The organism is Candidatus Methylomirabilis limnetica (assembly GCF_003044035.1).
Classification (GTDB): Bacteria; Methylomirabilota; Methylomirabilia; order Methylomirabilales; family Methylomirabilaceae; genus Methylomirabilis; species Methylomirabilis limnetica.
The window spans coordinates 82,505-96,877 of sequence record NZ_NVQC01000023.1 but is presented as its reverse complement, the minus strand read 5'-3'; the positions used below and the strand labels follow the sequence as shown (position 1 = coordinate 96,877).

General features: G+C 58.4%; 13 protein-coding genes. All 13 read left to right on the top strand.

The features are described from left to right. Positions 1 to 83 precede the first annotated feature (83 nt). The 13 genes from CLG94_RS09645 to nagZ all read left to right on the top strand — a co-directional run bounded on the left by CLG94_RS09645 (position 84) and on the right by nagZ (position 14,349). Positions 84 to 557 carry a hypothetical protein gene (locus CLG94_RS09645; protein WP_107563022.1) on the top strand — a complete coding sequence of 158 codons (474 nt, stop codon included), beginning with the start codon at positions 84 to 86 and terminating at the stop codon, positions 555 to 557. A gap of 472 nt (positions 558 to 1,029) precedes the next feature. After that, the gene (gene alaC, locus CLG94_RS09640) at positions 1,030 to 2,196 is read left to right on the top strand and encodes an alanine transaminase (protein ID WP_107563020.1); all 1,167 of its coding nucleotides are present in this window, start codon (positions 1,030 to 1,032) and stop codon (positions 2,194 to 2,196) included. 274 nt (positions 2,197 to 2,470) lie between these two features. Beyond that, positions 2,471 to 3,889 carry an amidophosphoribosyltransferase gene (gene purF / locus CLG94_RS09635; RefSeq protein WP_107563018.1) on the top strand — a complete coding sequence of 473 codons (1,419 nt, stop codon included), beginning with the start codon at positions 2,471 to 2,473 and terminating at the stop codon, positions 3,887 to 3,889. A 204-nt stretch (positions 3,890 to 4,093) separates the two neighbouring features. Next, the gene (locus CLG94_RS09630; RefSeq protein ID WP_107563016.1) at positions 4,094 to 6,409 is read left to right on the top strand and encodes a sodium-translocating pyrophosphatase; all 2,316 of its coding nucleotides are present in this window, start codon (positions 4,094 to 4,096) and stop codon (positions 6,407 to 6,409) included. A gap of 578 nt (positions 6,410 to 6,987) precedes the next feature. Beyond that, positions 6,988 to 7,611: a hypothetical protein gene (locus CLG94_RS09625; RefSeq protein ID WP_107563014.1), complete on the top strand. Its 624-nt coding sequence runs from the start codon at positions 6,988 to 6,990 to the stop codon at positions 7,609 to 7,611. Between the two features lie 20 nt (positions 7,612 to 7,631). Continuing rightward, positions 7,632 to 8,915, top strand: a complete 1,284-nt coding sequence (locus CLG94_RS09620; protein ID WP_161954124.1) for a magnesium transporter MgtE N-terminal domain-containing protein — start codon at positions 7,632 to 7,634, stop codon at positions 8,913 to 8,915. Between the two features lie 24 nt (positions 8,916 to 8,939). Then, positions 8,940 to 10,175 (top strand): Nramp family divalent metal transporter, encoded by a 1,236-nt coding sequence (locus tag CLG94_RS09615; protein ID WP_107563010.1) that lies wholly within the window; start codon positions 8,940 to 8,942, stop codon positions 10,173 to 10,175. An 87-nt stretch (positions 10,176 to 10,262) separates the two neighbouring features. After that, positions 10,263 to 10,394: a hypothetical protein gene (locus CLG94_RS13805; RefSeq protein ID WP_275666227.1), complete on the top strand. Its 132-nt coding sequence runs from the start codon at positions 10,263 to 10,265 to the stop codon at positions 10,392 to 10,394. Positions 10,395 to 10,519: 125 nt separating this feature from the next. Further along, positions 10,520 to 11,047, top strand: a complete 528-nt coding sequence (locus CLG94_RS09610) for a hypothetical protein (RefSeq protein WP_107563008.1) — start codon at positions 10,520 to 10,522, stop codon at positions 11,045 to 11,047. 186 nt (positions 11,048 to 11,233) lie between these two features. Then, on the top strand, positions 11,234 to 11,710 hold the full coding sequence (locus CLG94_RS09605) for a c-type cytochrome (RefSeq protein ID WP_161954123.1): 477 nt from the start codon (positions 11,234 to 11,236) through the stop codon (positions 11,708 to 11,710). A gap of 70 nt (positions 11,711 to 11,780) precedes the next feature. Beyond that, complete coding sequence (locus tag CLG94_RS09600) at positions 11,781 to 12,482, top strand: class I SAM-dependent methyltransferase (RefSeq protein ID WP_107563005.1); 702 nt, start codon at positions 11,781 to 11,783, stop codon at positions 12,480 to 12,482. Continuing rightward, positions 12,476 to 13,270, top strand: a complete 795-nt coding sequence (locus CLG94_RS09595) for a hypothetical protein (RefSeq protein WP_107563003.1) — start codon at positions 12,476 to 12,478, stop codon at positions 13,268 to 13,270. The genes CLG94_RS09600 and CLG94_RS09595 overlap by 7 nt, the downstream gene beginning before the upstream one ends. Next, positions 13,267 to 14,349: a beta-N-acetylhexosaminidase gene (gene nagZ, locus CLG94_RS09590; protein WP_107563001.1), complete on the top strand. Its 1,083-nt coding sequence runs from the start codon at positions 13,267 to 13,269 to the stop codon at positions 14,347 to 14,349. The genes CLG94_RS09595 and nagZ overlap by 4 nt, the downstream gene beginning before the upstream one ends. Positions 14,350 to 14,373: the final 24 nt, after the last annotated feature.

Here is a 14,373-nt window from a genome sequence, read left to right as displayed (position 1 = left end):
TTGACAGCGTCGTCTGGGGGTATACTATAAAAAATCGCAATTAAGAGATATACCAATCAATGTTTGAGCAATGAGGGTATCGCATGAATCAGTATCCTTTGCTGTTCACTTTTCAGGATAAGGTATCGGGAGAGGGCTTTTTGGCAGGTATTACCGTTCATGGTCGCGGCTTAGCGGTCGAGGAATCTGACGGTTGGTGGATGTATGGCGTCCAGCCTGGCGACTTGTCGGCGGGAGGTGCCACATTCATGGAGGCGCAGCGCGAGTTTCGAAAAGCATTCACCGTCATTCTGTTCGATATTGCCGAAGACGCTAAGGACTTCAATTCGTTCAAGGCGGAAGTGGGTCGATTCTTCAAGGGGATAAATTGTCCAACAGAGGAAGAATGGCATGCCGCTGTTCTTGATGTTCGCGCTGGAAAGATCACGGCTGAGGCTCTTTCTAAGGGTCTCCAGAAAAGGCCCGCCAATTCCCCACGTTCCGTACAGGTGAAGCTGTTGCGTGTCTTCAACCCGAAGGATAACGTTTTAGAGCCGCAGATGGCCGTAGCCGCCTAGCGTGGTGGTCTTTGTCATCGTTCGGGCAGGTAGAGTTTAAGAACGTCTTGGCAATGCTCACTGCCTGTGCCCCAGGCTTCAGATACGAACGGAAAAAGCATCATTTTTGGGTTTATCACAATGGGCTTGTTTTTCGCGGATTGCCAACCGGTGAACACGGGGGACGGGATCCCGTAATTCAAATTGGACACGTCAGACAGATGACCCGTCTACTTGGAATTGAGTTGGAGTGCGCGAAAAGGCATTTGCCTCTTCTTCGGTAGCTCTTCTGGTCCACTTTATCCCCCCTAATAGATCAGCGACTCCCCACGCTTGATCCGCAATTCCCGCCGCCATCGCCGGAGTCACCCGCAGACTACCATGAACCCGCACAGGCCCTCTTTCATATTGACAGTATTAGCTCCTTTTGGTAGCGTGAGGGCGAGTTTTCCATAGAGATGAGCGGTCGCCACGGTGACCAAAAGGAGCGCAGATGGAGGAGTTCCACCGAATCAGTCGGTTGCCCCCGTATGTCTTTAATATCGTGAATGAGCTGAAGGTCAAGGCGCGCGCTCGTGGCGATGACATTATCGACTTCGGGATGGGCAACCCCGACCTGCCAACCCCTCCACACATCGTCGAGAAGCTCTGTGAGGCAGCCAGGAACCCTCGGAATCATCGGTACTCCGCATCGCGCGGGATTACGAAACTCCGGCTGGCCATCGCTGATTGGTATCGGCGGCGATATGGGGTTGAGATCGATCCCGAGCGGGAGGCGATTGCGACCATCGGCGCCAAGGAGGGACTTTCGCATCTGGCCTTGGCGGTAGTGGAACCCGGGGATGTTGCATTGGTGCCAAGTCCGACCTACCCGATCCACCCTTACTCCGTGATCATCGCCGGGGGGGACGTCCGCAGCGTTCGTCTTGAAGAGGGCACCGACTTCTATGGGGCGCTGATGGCTGCTCATCGGGAGAGCTGGCCACCGCCCAAGCTGCTGATCCTGAGCTTTCCCCACAACCCCACCACCGCTACCGTGGACCTCGCCTTTTTCGAAAAGGTGGTGGCGTTCGCTCAGGAGCACCACCTGATCCTGATCCACGATCTTGCCTACGCGGACCTGACCTTTGATGGCTATCAGGCACCAAGCCTCTTGCAAGTACCTGGGGCAAAGGAGATCGGGGTGGAGTTCTTTACGCTCTCCAAGAGCTACAACATGCCGGGCTGGCGGGTCGGTTTCTGTGTTGGCAATCCGCGGATCATCGCAGCCCTCACGCGGCTCAAGAGCTACCTGGATTACGGGATGTTCCAGCCGATCCAGATCGCGGCGATCGTCGCGCTGAACGGCCCGCAGGAATGCGTGGGGCAGACGGTTGAGATCTACCGGACGCGGCGCGATGCGCTGGTAGATGGGCTGAACCGGATCGGGTGGAATCTGTCGAAGCCGAAGGGAACCATGTTTGTCTGGGCAAAGATCCCTGAGTCGTACCGGACCATGGGGTCTCTGGAATTTTCGAAGTTCCTCCTCGACAAGGCGAAGGTTGCCGTGTCCCCGGGGATCGGATTCGGACAGTACGGGGACGAGTATGTGCGATTCGCCCTGGTGGAAAACGAACACCGGACCCGCCAGGCCATTCATGGCCTCAAGCGAGTGCTGTAAAAAGCAGCGATTAGCTGTCAGCCTCCAATAGCTGATTCTTGAATCCACTGGGGGTTCATTCCCTGCGGCTTGCCGTAAGTTCGTCATACCGGCAGAAGCCGGTATCCAGAGGGCCCGGCTGGATTCCCCCCCCGTATCGAGTACGGGGCAGGCCGTATCAAGTACGGGGCAGGCGTGTCAAGTACGGAATGACGGGCCAGAACAGAAGATGAAACCCCGCAGCTTGCTGCGGAGTCGTGCATTGCTGGCTGCTGATAGCTGAAAGCTGGTTTCTATGTCTACGCTGAGGTTCGATAAGTTTCGCGAGGAGTGCGGGGTGGTGGGGATCTATGGCCATTCGGAGGCCGCCAACCTCGCCTACCTGGCTCTGTATGCGCTCCAGCACAGGGGGCAGGAAAGCGCTGGGATTGCGGCCTCTGACGGTAAGTCTCTGCATCTCGAAAAGGCCATGGGGCTGGTTGCCGACGTCTTTTCTGAGACCAAGCTTCGCCGCCTCAGAGGGGCGATTGCCATAGGTCACGTCCGCTACTCCACGACCGGGACCTCGCAGGTCAAGAATGCGCAGCCGCTGCTGGCCGGCTACAAACGTGGTCAGCTTGCCCTTGCGCACAATGGTAATCTGACAAACGCCGAGAAGACCCGCGACAATCTCGAGGCGCAAGGGTCCATCTTCAACTCTACAACCGACAGCGAGGTGATCGTTCACCTGATTGCTCGCTCACGGGAGCCAAACCTACTGGAGGCTTCGGTCGATGCACTGAGCCAGGTTCGGGGTGCCTACTCCCTGGTCATCATGAACGATACCGAGTTGCTGGGGATCCGGGATCCCTACGGCTTTCGTCCTCTCTCGTTAGGCAAACTTGGTGAGGCGTGGGTCCTGGCGTCCGAAAGTTGCGCTTTCGATTTGATCGAGGCGGATTTCGTCCGCGACATAGAGCCAGGCGAATTCGTCCTGATCAATGAAAGTGGGGTCCACACGTTTTCTCCGTTCCCACCCGCACCGAAGTCTCAGTGTATCTTTGAGTATGTCTACTTCGCCAGGCCGGACAGCTTCTTATTTGGTCGGTCTGTCGCGGGGATTCGTAAAGAGCTTGGCAGACAATTGGCGCGGGAGTACCCGGTCGAGGCCGACGTGGTGATTCCTGTTCCCGATTCCGGAGTTCCGGCAGCGCTTGGTTTTGCCGAAGAGGCCCACATGCCGTTTGAACACGGCCTTATCCGCAATCACTATGTCGGTCGGACCTTTATCGAGCCTAAGCAGGCGATCAGGCATTTTGGGGTTAAGATCAAACTCAACGCCATCCGTGAGGTGTTAGAGGGAAAACGCGTCGTGGTGGTGGACGACTCTATTATCCGCGGAACCACCAGTCGGAAGATCGTGTCGATGATACGGGCGGCCGGGGCTACGGAGGTCCATGTACGGATCAGCTCCCCCCCCACGATTTTTCCCTGTTACTACGGGATTGACACCCCAACGCGCAAGGAGCTCATCGCCTCCACGCACGACGCAGAGGAGATTCGGCGGTACCTTCACGCCGACAGCCTGGGCTACCTGAGCCTGAAAGGATTGCACCAGTCCGCCGAGAAGGGAACCCAGGGTGGGGGGGGCTTCTGCAACGCGTGTTTCACCGGCTGCTACCCGGTTGCCTTTACCGAGGAGGATCAGGACCAGCTCGGCCTCTTTGGTAACTAGTGGAGCGTCTCACGCATGCCTTTACAATCCGTTCGTGGTGAGCCCTTCGGCTGGGCTCAGGACAGGCTTGTCGAACCCATGAACGCAACCCGTTGAAATGCTTCACCCTTAGACAGGCTCAGGGCGAACGGAATCTGGAAAGAAGCGTTGGATCCACTACGCTCAATAACTGACCATTGATCCCTATGATAGGAGACACGTTGTATGAGTGAAGCGAACGTTGCACTGCCAGCCTTTGGCCCGCAGGAATGGAAGATCCTTTGGTTAGTCCTGGTCTCGGCCTTTATCTCCCTGGGGTATGGGGCCTACCTGGCAAGAAAGACGATGCAAGAAGACCCTGGCAGCCAGGCGATGCAGGATGTGGCCAGGGCGATTGAAGAGGGGGCGATGGCCTATCTCGCGCGCCAGGTTAAGACGATGATCTGGTTCGTCATCGCCATCACAATCGGCCTCTTCTTCATGTATCGTACGCTTTATGAAGGGATGCTCCTACCTCTTGGCGTAGCGTTTGCCTTTCTCATGGGAGTCGCAGCCTCCTATGGCGCCGGATACGTCGGGATGTTGCTGGCCGTGAAAGGCAATGTGCGAACCGCCGCCGCCGCTCTCCATAGCTTCAAGAGCTCGCTGGAAATCGCCTTCAGGGCAGGGACCGTCTCGGGGATGTTCACCGTCGGCCTTGGGCTCCTGGGCGCGACCATCATCTTCCTGATGTTCAAAGAGAATGCGATGAAGATTCTGGTTGGCTTTGGCTTTGGTGGGTCGCTCGCCGCCCTGTTCATGCGTATGGGAGGAGGCATCTTCACCAAGGCGGCTGACGTGGGCGCCGATCTGGTCGGCAAGATTGAAAAGGGGATTCCGGAGGATGATCCGCGCAACGCCGCCACGATCGCCGACAATGTGGGCGACAATGTCGGCGACTGCGCCGGGATGGCTGCCGATGTCTTCGAGTCGTACGAGGTGACGCTGGTGGCGGCGATTATCCTGGGAGCCGGGGCCATGTTGGATAAGGACTTTGTCGAGTCGTTCGGCGGTACTGCCAGCGCCTCCAAGGTCGTCCTGGCCCTGATCATCTATCCCCTCTTGATCCGCGCCGTGGGTGTCTTCGGCTCGATCCTCGGCACCTGGTGCGTTCGGGGCAAGGATGATCCCGACATGAACCCGATGAAGCCGATCAACTTCGGCTTCTGGGTAGCTGCGCTCAGTTCGGTTGTCGGCTTTTTCATTGTGAGCTACTTTTACCTTGGCGACATCGTGAGCCCGAAGTACGGCACACTCTGGTGGCGCGTCTTTCTGGCCAATACGATGGGGATCGCCCTGGCGCTGGTGATCTCGTGGCTGACGGAGTATTTCACCGCGACCGACAAGAAGCCTGTGACCGAGATTGCCTATGCCAGCCGGACAGGGCCGGCGACGCTGATCCTCTCCGGGTTTGCCGCAGGCCTCGAGTCGAGCGTGTGGGCCATCCTGGCCATCGCCGCAACTATCTTTGGCGCATACAGCATCTTCGGTGGGAGCGTTTCGCTGTCAGCCTATGGGATCGCCCTGGCCGGGCTGGGGCTGCTGGCGACCACCGGCTTCGTGCTGGCCGAAGATACCTTCGGCCCCATTTCCGACAACGCCAGCGGCATCTTCGAGATGTCTGGCGCGCTGAAGAACGCCCCCAGGACGCCCTCTGGAATTGAGGCACATCGGATTGTCGCCAAGCTCGACGCGGTCGGCAATACGACCAAGGCCCTGACGAAAGGGCTGGCCATCGCCACCGCGGTCATCGCGGCCGTCTCCCTCTTCCGCTCCTTTATCGACGAGGCGCACCTCTTAGAGACGGGGATCCAGGTAAACCTGCCAGAGGTCTTCATCGGGTTCCTGATCGGTGGGGCGGTTCCGTTCCTCTTCTGCTCCTTTGCGATCCAGGCGGTGAGCCGGGCGGCCTTTCTTCTGGTTGAAGAGGTCCGTCGGCAGTTCCGGGAGAAGCCGGGGATCATGGAGTTTAAGGAGAAGCCCGACTACGGTCGGTGCGTGGAGATCGTGACGGCTGCGGCGCAGAAGGAACTGCTGGGACCGGGCGTCCTCTCGATTGTCAGCCCGATCCTGGTCGCGTTCGCCTTCGGCGCGCCTGCGCTTGGCGGCTTCCTTGCCGGAGCGATTCTCACCGGTCAGCTAATGGCGGTGTTCCTCGCGAATACCGGCGGGGCATGGGACAATGCCAAGAAGAAGATCGAGGAGGGGCTGTTCGGCGGCAAAGGAACTGACTGTCATAAGGCTGCGGTCATCGGCGATACGGTCGGCGATCCGTTCAAGGACACCGCAGGGCCGGCCATCAACCCGATGATCAAGGTCATGAACCTGGTCGCGATCCTGATCGCACCCTTGGCCATCCGTGAAATTGGGTTTGGCACTCGGTCTATTATCGTTTTGACCTGCGTGACCGTCCTGGGGCTGTCGGTGCTCTTCAGCAAGCGAGGCTCGATCGTGAAGGAGGATGACGTAGCGGACAAGGCTGAGGTCAGCCGCGCCCACTAGGCTACAGAACTTGCGCCTCCTATGCGGCAGGTGTGCTGCGTTCCTGCCTACGGACAAACGAGGATAGTGCGCCAGATGTCCTTTTCTTTTGATTGTCATTCCGTGCTTGACAAGCCTGCCCCGTACTGGATATGCGGGAATCCAGTCGGCCCTGTTGGATACCGGCTTCCGCCGGTATGACGAACTCGCGGCAAGCCGCAGGGTATCGACCCTCAACGAAAATGAACGTAAAGAAGTAACCATTCAGTGATAGGCGGGAAATCATTAAATAAAATGTGGTATGTTTTTATAAAATCCCCCTTAATCCCCCTTTTTCAAAGGGGGAAACGGATAGTCCCCCTCTTTGGAAAAGAGGGGCTAGAGCCTGCCCCGGCATGTATTAAGTCGGGGGGAGATTTTTCCACCCGTAACTGAGCTGAAGGTTATAAATTATCTCGCAAGGCACGAATCGAGCCATTCAAGACCTTTTCTGAGTTTTCTTTGATCGCGCATTACTCACCCCTAAAAGCCTTCAGCCTTCAGCCTATCTACCTGAGTAGTTACGTTGTGGTTTGTAAAAATCGTAGGGAGGGTTACCAATGGGCTTCCTTTCCGATCTGTTTTTAAAGCAGTCAGATTACGAACGGCAGCTTGAGGCAACGCATGCTCGGATGTTTGAGTCGATGATGGGCATACCGGCCAGTGAGGCACTACGCACCGCTAGAGACATGATCCATGACGCGAAAGAGGAGTTGAAACGCTCGAAGGCAGATGGCATGGCTCAAGATTCCGGAGATCAGTTGCTTCAACGAGAATCGACAGATCCGCTCATTAAAGAACAACTTGCCAGGAAGAGACAGGAAGGTGTGACTGATGCAGATATACGGTGGTGGTGGAATCTTCCTGCCATTGAGCGAGTACTCATCGAAAAGGTTGACGGGCTCCAGCGGTATACAATTTGTCTAAAAGGGTCAGGGGAGGGTCACACACCAGGGCAAGCGGCAGCAGCACTAAGGAAGCTTCACCCGATGTACGGCGATCCGGCTGACACGTCTGAGACTACAGGTGATGATAGACCGTTGCCATACGAGTTAAAGGATCGAGTGGACAGCTACATCCAGAAACGATTCCAGAACGATCCGCTCATCTACAAAAAGGAGATTGCCAACTCCTCCACCTTCAATGCGCTGGTCCGCAGAGGCATGCGAAGCGGTCAGATATGAAGGGGGAGGTAGAGGGTCAAATGCCGGCGGAGAGTATGCCTCTCCTCTTCTCCGCGTTGCGTCGCTGTCCGGTACTCGATACCGATGGGCAGCTTGTGGGTCACCTTAAGGACCTGATCCTCTTACCGTTGGGGGCCTTGCCCCCGGTGACCAAGCTCGCGATCCTGACATCCGAGAAGGAAGAGCTGATTTTGCCGTGGGAGGCTGTGGCGCGTATTGAGCGGGGGCCGGCGGCGATTCATCTGTCTCAAGCGGCTAAGGCGCTTCAGCCTGTTCCGTTGCGGCCTGAGGAGATGGAGCTGGCGCAGAGCCTCCTGGACCATAAGGTGGTGGATACCAAGCGCTGCAAGGTGATCCGGGTCAACGATCTTGAATTCCAGGAGGTAGAAGGGCGGCTGCAGCTTGTGGCGGTCGAGGCAGGTCTGCGTGGCCTACTCAGGCATCTCGGCTCCGAGGCAATGGCTGAGCAGATCGCGAGCCTGTTCAAGACCCACCTGGAACGTGAGACGATCTCCTGGGATGTTGTCGAGCCGGTAGAGACTGAGCTGACCAAGACCAAGCGACGCGCAACCTATGCCAAACTGGCGAAGCTGCATCCGGCTGACATCGCCGACATCATCGAGGAACTCAGTCCGAGCGAGCGAGCAGGGGTGTTGGAGTCCTTAGACGAAGAGACCGCCGCCGAGACGCTGACCGAGACGGAGCCGGAGGTTCAAGCCTCGATGGTCCAGATGATGGAGAGTGAGCAGGCCGCCGATATCCTGGAGCGCATGGAGCCTGATGAGGCGGCCGACATCTTGAGCGACCTGCCGGAGGCGAAGGCGCAGGAGCTCCTCGATACGATGGAGGAAGATGGTGCCCAGGATGTGGTTGAGCTGCTCACGCACGAGGAAGATACCGCCGGTGGGCTCATGACCACAGAGGCGTTTGCTCTGCGGCCAGACTTCCTAGTGGCCGACGTGATTGGTCGGCTCCGATCTGTGGAGGGGGCCGAGGCCGAGACTATCTACTACATCTACGTGACCGACGACCTGGATCGGCTGGTAGGGGTACTGAGCCTTCGGGAGCTGATCCTGGCCGACCAGAGCCAGCGGCTTGATGAGATCATGGAGCGGCAAACCATCAGTGTTCGGCCGGAGACCGGCCTGCGCGAGGTCACCGAGACCTTCACCAGGTACAATCTAATGGCCGTGCCGGTGGTGGATGAGGGGGGGGAGCTCAGAGGGATCGTCACTGTCGATGACGTCCTGAACCTACTCCTCCCGATGATATGGAAACAACGGGCAGCGAAAAAGTACATCTAACCGTTTCACCACCCAGGACACTCGATGCGGCTTTCGCGGATCAAGAAGCGGCGGATCCTCCGTTTCCTCGCCATCATGGGCCCGGGGATCATTACCGCCAGCGTCGATCAGGACGCGGGGGGGATCACGACCTATTCCCTTGCCGGCGCCCAGTTCGGCTATGGTCTGCTCTGGTCGCTGTTGTTCATCACCATCGCCCTCGGCATCGTCCAGGAGATGGGCTCGCGGATGGGGGTCGTGACCGGCAAGGGGTTGGCCGAGCTGATCCGCGAGCGGTTTGGGGTCCGGATCACTGTTGGCGTGATGGTGGTTCTCGTGCTGGCGAACCTGGCCAACACCGTTTCCGAATTCGCGGGCGTGGCGGCGAGCATGGAGATCTTTGGGTGGAGCCGATACGCAACGGTGCCGCTGGCCGCGCTCCTGGTGGGCTGGTTGGTCGTCAAGGGGACGTACCGCCTCGTGGAACGGATCTTCCTCGGCGCCAGCCTCTTCTATGTCGTCTATCTGGTGTCGGCCTTTCTGGCCAGCCCCAATTGGCCCACCGTCCTGCGGCAGACTGCCAGGCCAACCTTCCATATCGAGCGCGACTATCTCACTATGCTCATCACCCTCGTGGGAACCACCATTGCGCCCTGGATGCAGTTCTACATCCAGGCGTCGATCGTCGATAAGGGAGTTCGGCGCCAGGACTATGGGTACGTCAAGTTCGATGTTTGGACAGGCAGTATTGTCGCGTCAGCCGTGGCGTTCTTCATCATCGTGGCGTGCGGTGCCACCCTCAATGCGAACGGTATTCAGATCGAGACGGCCGAACAGGCTGCGATGGCGATCGAACCGTTCGCAGGCCAGTACGCCACGCTCCTTTTTGCCGTGGGTCTGCTGAACGCCTCCATCTTTTCCGCGGCCATCGTGCCCCTCTCCACCGCCTATGCGGTCTGCGAGGGGCTTGGCTGGCACACGGGCATCAATCGGACCTTTCGCGAGGCTCCCGGGTTCTTCAGCATCTACCTCAGCATGGTGGGCGCCGGCGCGCTGCTGATCCTCTGGCCCAAGGCGCCGCTCATCACCATCATGTATCTCTCCCAGACCTTAAACGGCATCCTGCTCCCGGCTGTCCTGGTCTTCATGCTCCTGCTGATCAACGACCGAAAGATCATGGGCGCGCAGGTGAACTCGCCGATCTCCAACCTAATCGGCTGGGGAACGGCCTTCGTGATAGTTGTGCTCACGCTCTTATTGCTGGTGACCTCAATTTTTTAGGGCGACCGGCCGAGGGCTTTTGCGTGACAGATTTCTGCTTGCAAGGGTAAAAAGGGCGGATGGCGGGCATGGGGCCAAAGCAGCGATATGCGTCAGCGATCAATGCGTGGCCGGTGGAGGAGCGCCCAGATCAAGGCGGCCTTGGAGTTGGTCCGCCGCCTGATGGCCGAGGAGAAGAAAGTCCTGGGCGCCTTGATTCGGTCTATGCGCAGCGGCTAACAGCCTTCAGCCTACAGCCTAAACACCTGAGTAGTTACTGCTGATGAAGGGCTGATCGAGCAATATGCAGCAGCCTTTGACGAACGCCGGACACGGTAAGGGGTAGAGCCGAGGAGGAGGTAGGGATGTTGTCTGATAGGGTTTTGTCGAGGATCGCAGGTATGGGAGGGTTGGTGGCCCTGTTGTGGCTGTCAGGGTGTCAGTTCCTGCCGCCAGAGCTCAGGTCGATAAAGTCTCCGATCAGGCTGTCTCCGCTCAAGCATGAGGTGACGGTTCAGTCTGCCCAGGGGATGGGTCCTGTGCCGTTCAAGATTGATCAAGCGAATGCTGGATCAGCAGAGGTGAGTCTCACTTTCTCAAATCCTACCGCCTCTACTATCCGGGTGGTCTGGACAGAGGGGATATTCATCACGGCAGACAGTATGTCGTACCCGATTGGGGTGAAGGCTGGGCCGGACGGGTCGTCAACGGAGCCCACCACCATTGAGCCCAATAGCACGATCCGGGTGACGGTCATCGCCCTCGCCAAAGACGGCAAGCCAGTGGCGTCAGGAGGCAAGTCGATCGAGGCGCCTTATCGGGTGGGGCTCAAGCTCACAGTTGAACGCTCGATCGAGCGATGGAGGGGCACGGTGTGGGTCTTTGTCTCGTAAAGTAATCCTCGCAACAAGAAGATATCATCGAGAGTGAGAAGGAGCGAGACAATGTGGGTAATGAGGAGAGAGGCAAGACGCGAAGGTCGCCATGTTCTCAAAAGCGCGGCGTTAATAGGCGGAGTTGTTTTAACGTGTGGTCTTCTAGCATTCCGGGTTGTGAGCGGGTGGAGCGCTGAGCCCCAGATGAGCAGTGAACATCACCATCATCCGGCGGTGACACCCCCACAGAAGACGATGGTGCAACCTGGCGGTCCAGTGAAGCAGCAGTCTGGCCTCGCGATGCCAAAAGGGTGGCAGTTTGCCATGCCGGCCGGAAATCATCACGCCGGGCGGCAGGTCTTTATCGACTTCGAATGCTTCAAGTGCCATGAAGTGCGTGGCGAAGACTTTCCCTCACCCAAAGCTGAACAAGGAGATGTGGGGTCTGTTCTCTCGGGGATGGGAGCAATGCACACGGCGGAGTATTTTGTCGAGGTGATGATCGATCCGAACGCCTCCGTGGCCTGGCGAATCAATCACCATAAGTCTGAAAATAAAGGATATCTCGGTCCTGATGGCAAATCAAAGATGCCCAGCTACAACGATTCGATGACCATCCAGCAGCTCATCGACGTAGTAGCCTACATGAAGAGTTTGACCGCTGGTGCGCACGCCCATTAAAAATCCCCCCAGTTCCCCCCCTTTGTAAAAGGGGGGTACGGGGGAATTTGGTATCGGAGATTTCACGAGCATGAGATCCGAGTGGCAAAGTGCGTTATACACCCGGCAGCGGAACTTCTTTGCGCAGGTCTACGAGTCGGGCGGGCTGACCCCCTGGCCTTCCACTGAACCGACACCGGCCGTCAGCCGCTTGTCGCATCTCCTGAAGCGGCGTAAGGGGGGTGGTCGGGTCCTCGACCTGGGTTGTGGCGAGGGACGGCACGTGCTCCTCTTCGCCAAGGCCGGACTCTTTACTGTTGGCCTTGATTATCTGGCTGCACCACTGAGGACAGTTGCGCAGCGAGCACGTGAGAAGCGACTCACTCCAAGGATCAGGCTTCTGCTAGGAGATGCCCTTGCACCGCCATTGAAGCCGGATAGTTTTGATGCGCTCGTGGACAGCGGAGTATTCCATCACATCAAGAAGGCCGACTGGCCGATCTATTTTGACCGCGTGCTGGGGCTTGTGAAGCCAGGGGGGTACTTCCACCTGACGGTCTTCAGCACCAAGTTCAAACACTATCCCGGAGAGCGGCGGACACGCAACTGGCAGGTCCACCGTAACCACTATGACCACTTCTTCGTCAAGCGCGACTTCGCCCAAATCTTCAGCGACCGGTGCGAGATCCTGGAGATCGAGGAGGAGCGCGAGGGACTGAACGGCTTCTTCCACGTCCTCATGCGGAAGCGTCCAACTTATGTGCGGCGCGCCGACCAGGGTCGTCCGTGCTGACATCTAGTCCTGGTTTGGGCCTCATTTTGGTCGTTGGTCTCCTTGTAGTGCCCCGCACCCCGTACCCCGCACTCCGCGCGTTGCCCTTGACTGATCTGTCTGCCGCCCTCGCCTGGCCGGTCGAGGCGGAGGCCGCAGTTGACATCGGCCGGACCATTGAGGACCCTCAGACGATTGAGATCATCGCGAAGCCGACCCTGCGCCGGCAGATTCCGCGGATTCGGTTTTCAGGAGATCGCCGAACCTACGAGTTCCTGGTGGGTCACCCGCCATTGGCGACGCAACTGGCCAGGCGCCTGCACCCACCCCTCGATCGGTACACCGTTACTCAGGTCGGGGAAGGCGTCTACACGGTCGAAGACCGTGGCGCCTTAAGAGGCGAAGCGAGGTTGATCACAGCGACTGGCGATCAGCGCATCTATCGGTTTCAGGGAGAGTTTCGATCCCTTGCGAACCTCCTCCGCTTTACCAGTCGGATGGTCCTGATCCTGCAGTATCGTGAAGTGCGGGAAGGGAGCCGGACCTCGATGGAGAGCGACCCGGAGTTCTACCTCCAGATCGATAATCCGTTCTTCCACTTCGTGACGAAGCTCCTGTCACCGCTCATTACCTCATTGATAGATAGGCGCGTGAACATAATAGTTGAGGCGACAAGCAAGCTCTTCGACCAGGTGCGCGCAGATCCCGAGGGGCTCTACCGGCAGATGGCTACGTGGCCAGAGGTCCAACCCGCAGACCTGGAGGCCTTTCGACAGGCCTTCCTTAGTAAGGAGGCACAAGCGCGATGACCCTGCGAGAGGCGATCGGTCAGCTCTTCATCCTTGGGTTTGAAGGTCACACGCCATCCGAGGCCCTCAAGACCTTCGTGCGCGACCTCACTCCCGGCGGCTTGATCCTGTTTGGGCGCAACCTTGGCGATCCGGAGGAGATTGCGGCTCTTACGAACGCACTACAAGTTGCCTCGCCGACCCCACTCTTTTTCGCTATTGACCAGGAAGGTGGGAAGGTTAGTCGCCTCGCACCCCCCTTTACCCGGTGGCTATCCGCCTCAGCGGTTGGAGCGGTTGGCTCGACCGAGCTGACCCATGCGGTGGCTTCCGCGATAGCCAGGGAGCTCATGGTGGTGGGGATCAACATGAATATGGCGCCGGTGCTTGATGTCCTGAGCAATCCGGCAAACCCGGTCATGGCGGGTCGATGCTACGGTTCAGACGCGCAGGTGGTGGCCCAACATGGGATCGCCTTTTACCGAGGGCTCGCGTCCGAGGGTGTGATTGCGGTAGGCAAGCACTTCCCTGGCCACGGTGATACGACAGTCGATTCTCACCTGGCGCTGCCAGTCGTGCCGCACGACGTTGGCCGCCTCTCGGCAGTAGAACTTGCCCCATTCGCATACGCAATCAAGGCAGGTATCCCGGCGCTGATGACGGCTCATCTCCTGCTGCCTGCCCTGGACCCGGAACATCCGGCCACGCTATCGCGACGTATTCTGACCGATCTGCTAAGGCAGGAATTGGGCTTTCGTAATCTGGTCATTAGTGACGACCTCTTGATGAAGGGGATCGCAGACAGCACCCATCCCGGTGAGGCGGCTGTTCGGTTCATTGAGGCCGGAGGCGATCTCATGCTGATCTGCGAGGACGAGGCAGCGCAACGACAGGCGCTTGTTGTCGTGACCGAGGCGGTAGAGACCGGGCGGCTATCCGAGGCGCGGGTGCTGGCTTCGTGCAAACGAATCGCCGATGCCAAGGCCCAGCACCTGCACCGTAAGATGGCAGCATCCACCGGGGAGATCCGCGCGGTTGTGGGCTGTGATGCCCACCGGCGCCTCGCCGAGAGCGTCGGGATGGACGACAAGGGGTCGTGAAGCGTCTAGGTCGAGCGGTTGGAG

Bases quoted from the DNA above. Each gene is read 5' to 3' on its own strand.
- CLG94_RS09645 (WP_107563022.1), top strand. From the start codon at position 84: ATGAATCAGTATCCTTTGCTGTTCACTTTTCAGGATAAGGTATCGGGA.
- alaC (WP_107563020.1), top strand. From the start codon at position 1,030: ATGGAGGAGTTCCACCGAATCAGTCGGTTGCCCCCGTATGTCTTTAAT.
- purF (WP_107563018.1), top strand. From the start codon at position 2,471: ATGTCTACGCTGAGGTTCGATAAGTTTCGCGAGGAGTGCGGGGTGGTG.
- CLG94_RS09630 (WP_107563016.1), top strand. From the start codon at position 4,094: ATGAGTGAAGCGAACGTTGCACTGCCAGCCTTTGGCCCGCAGGAATGG.
- CLG94_RS09625 (WP_107563014.1), top strand. From the start codon at position 6,988: ATGGGCTTCCTTTCCGATCTGTTTTTAAAGCAGTCAGATTACGAACGG.
- CLG94_RS09620 (WP_161954124.1), top strand. From the start codon at position 7,632: ATGCCGGCGGAGAGTATGCCTCTCCTCTTCTCCGCGTTGCGTCGCTGT.
- CLG94_RS09615 (WP_107563010.1), top strand. From the start codon at position 8,940: ATGCGGCTTTCGCGGATCAAGAAGCGGCGGATCCTCCGTTTCCTCGCC.
- CLG94_RS13805 (WP_275666227.1), top strand. From the start codon at position 10,263: ATGCGTCAGCGATCAATGCGTGGCCGGTGGAGGAGCGCCCAGATCAAG.
- CLG94_RS09610 (WP_107563008.1), top strand. From the start codon at position 10,520: ATGTTGTCTGATAGGGTTTTGTCGAGGATCGCAGGTATGGGAGGGTTG.
- CLG94_RS09605 (WP_161954123.1), top strand. From the start codon at position 11,234: ATGAGCAGTGAACATCACCATCATCCGGCGGTGACACCCCCACAGAAG.
- CLG94_RS09600 (WP_107563005.1), top strand. From the start codon at position 11,781: ATGAGATCCGAGTGGCAAAGTGCGTTATACACCCGGCAGCGGAACTTC.
- nagZ (WP_107563001.1), top strand. From the start codon at position 13,267: ATGACCCTGCGAGAGGCGATCGGTCAGCTCTTCATCCTTGGGTTTGAA.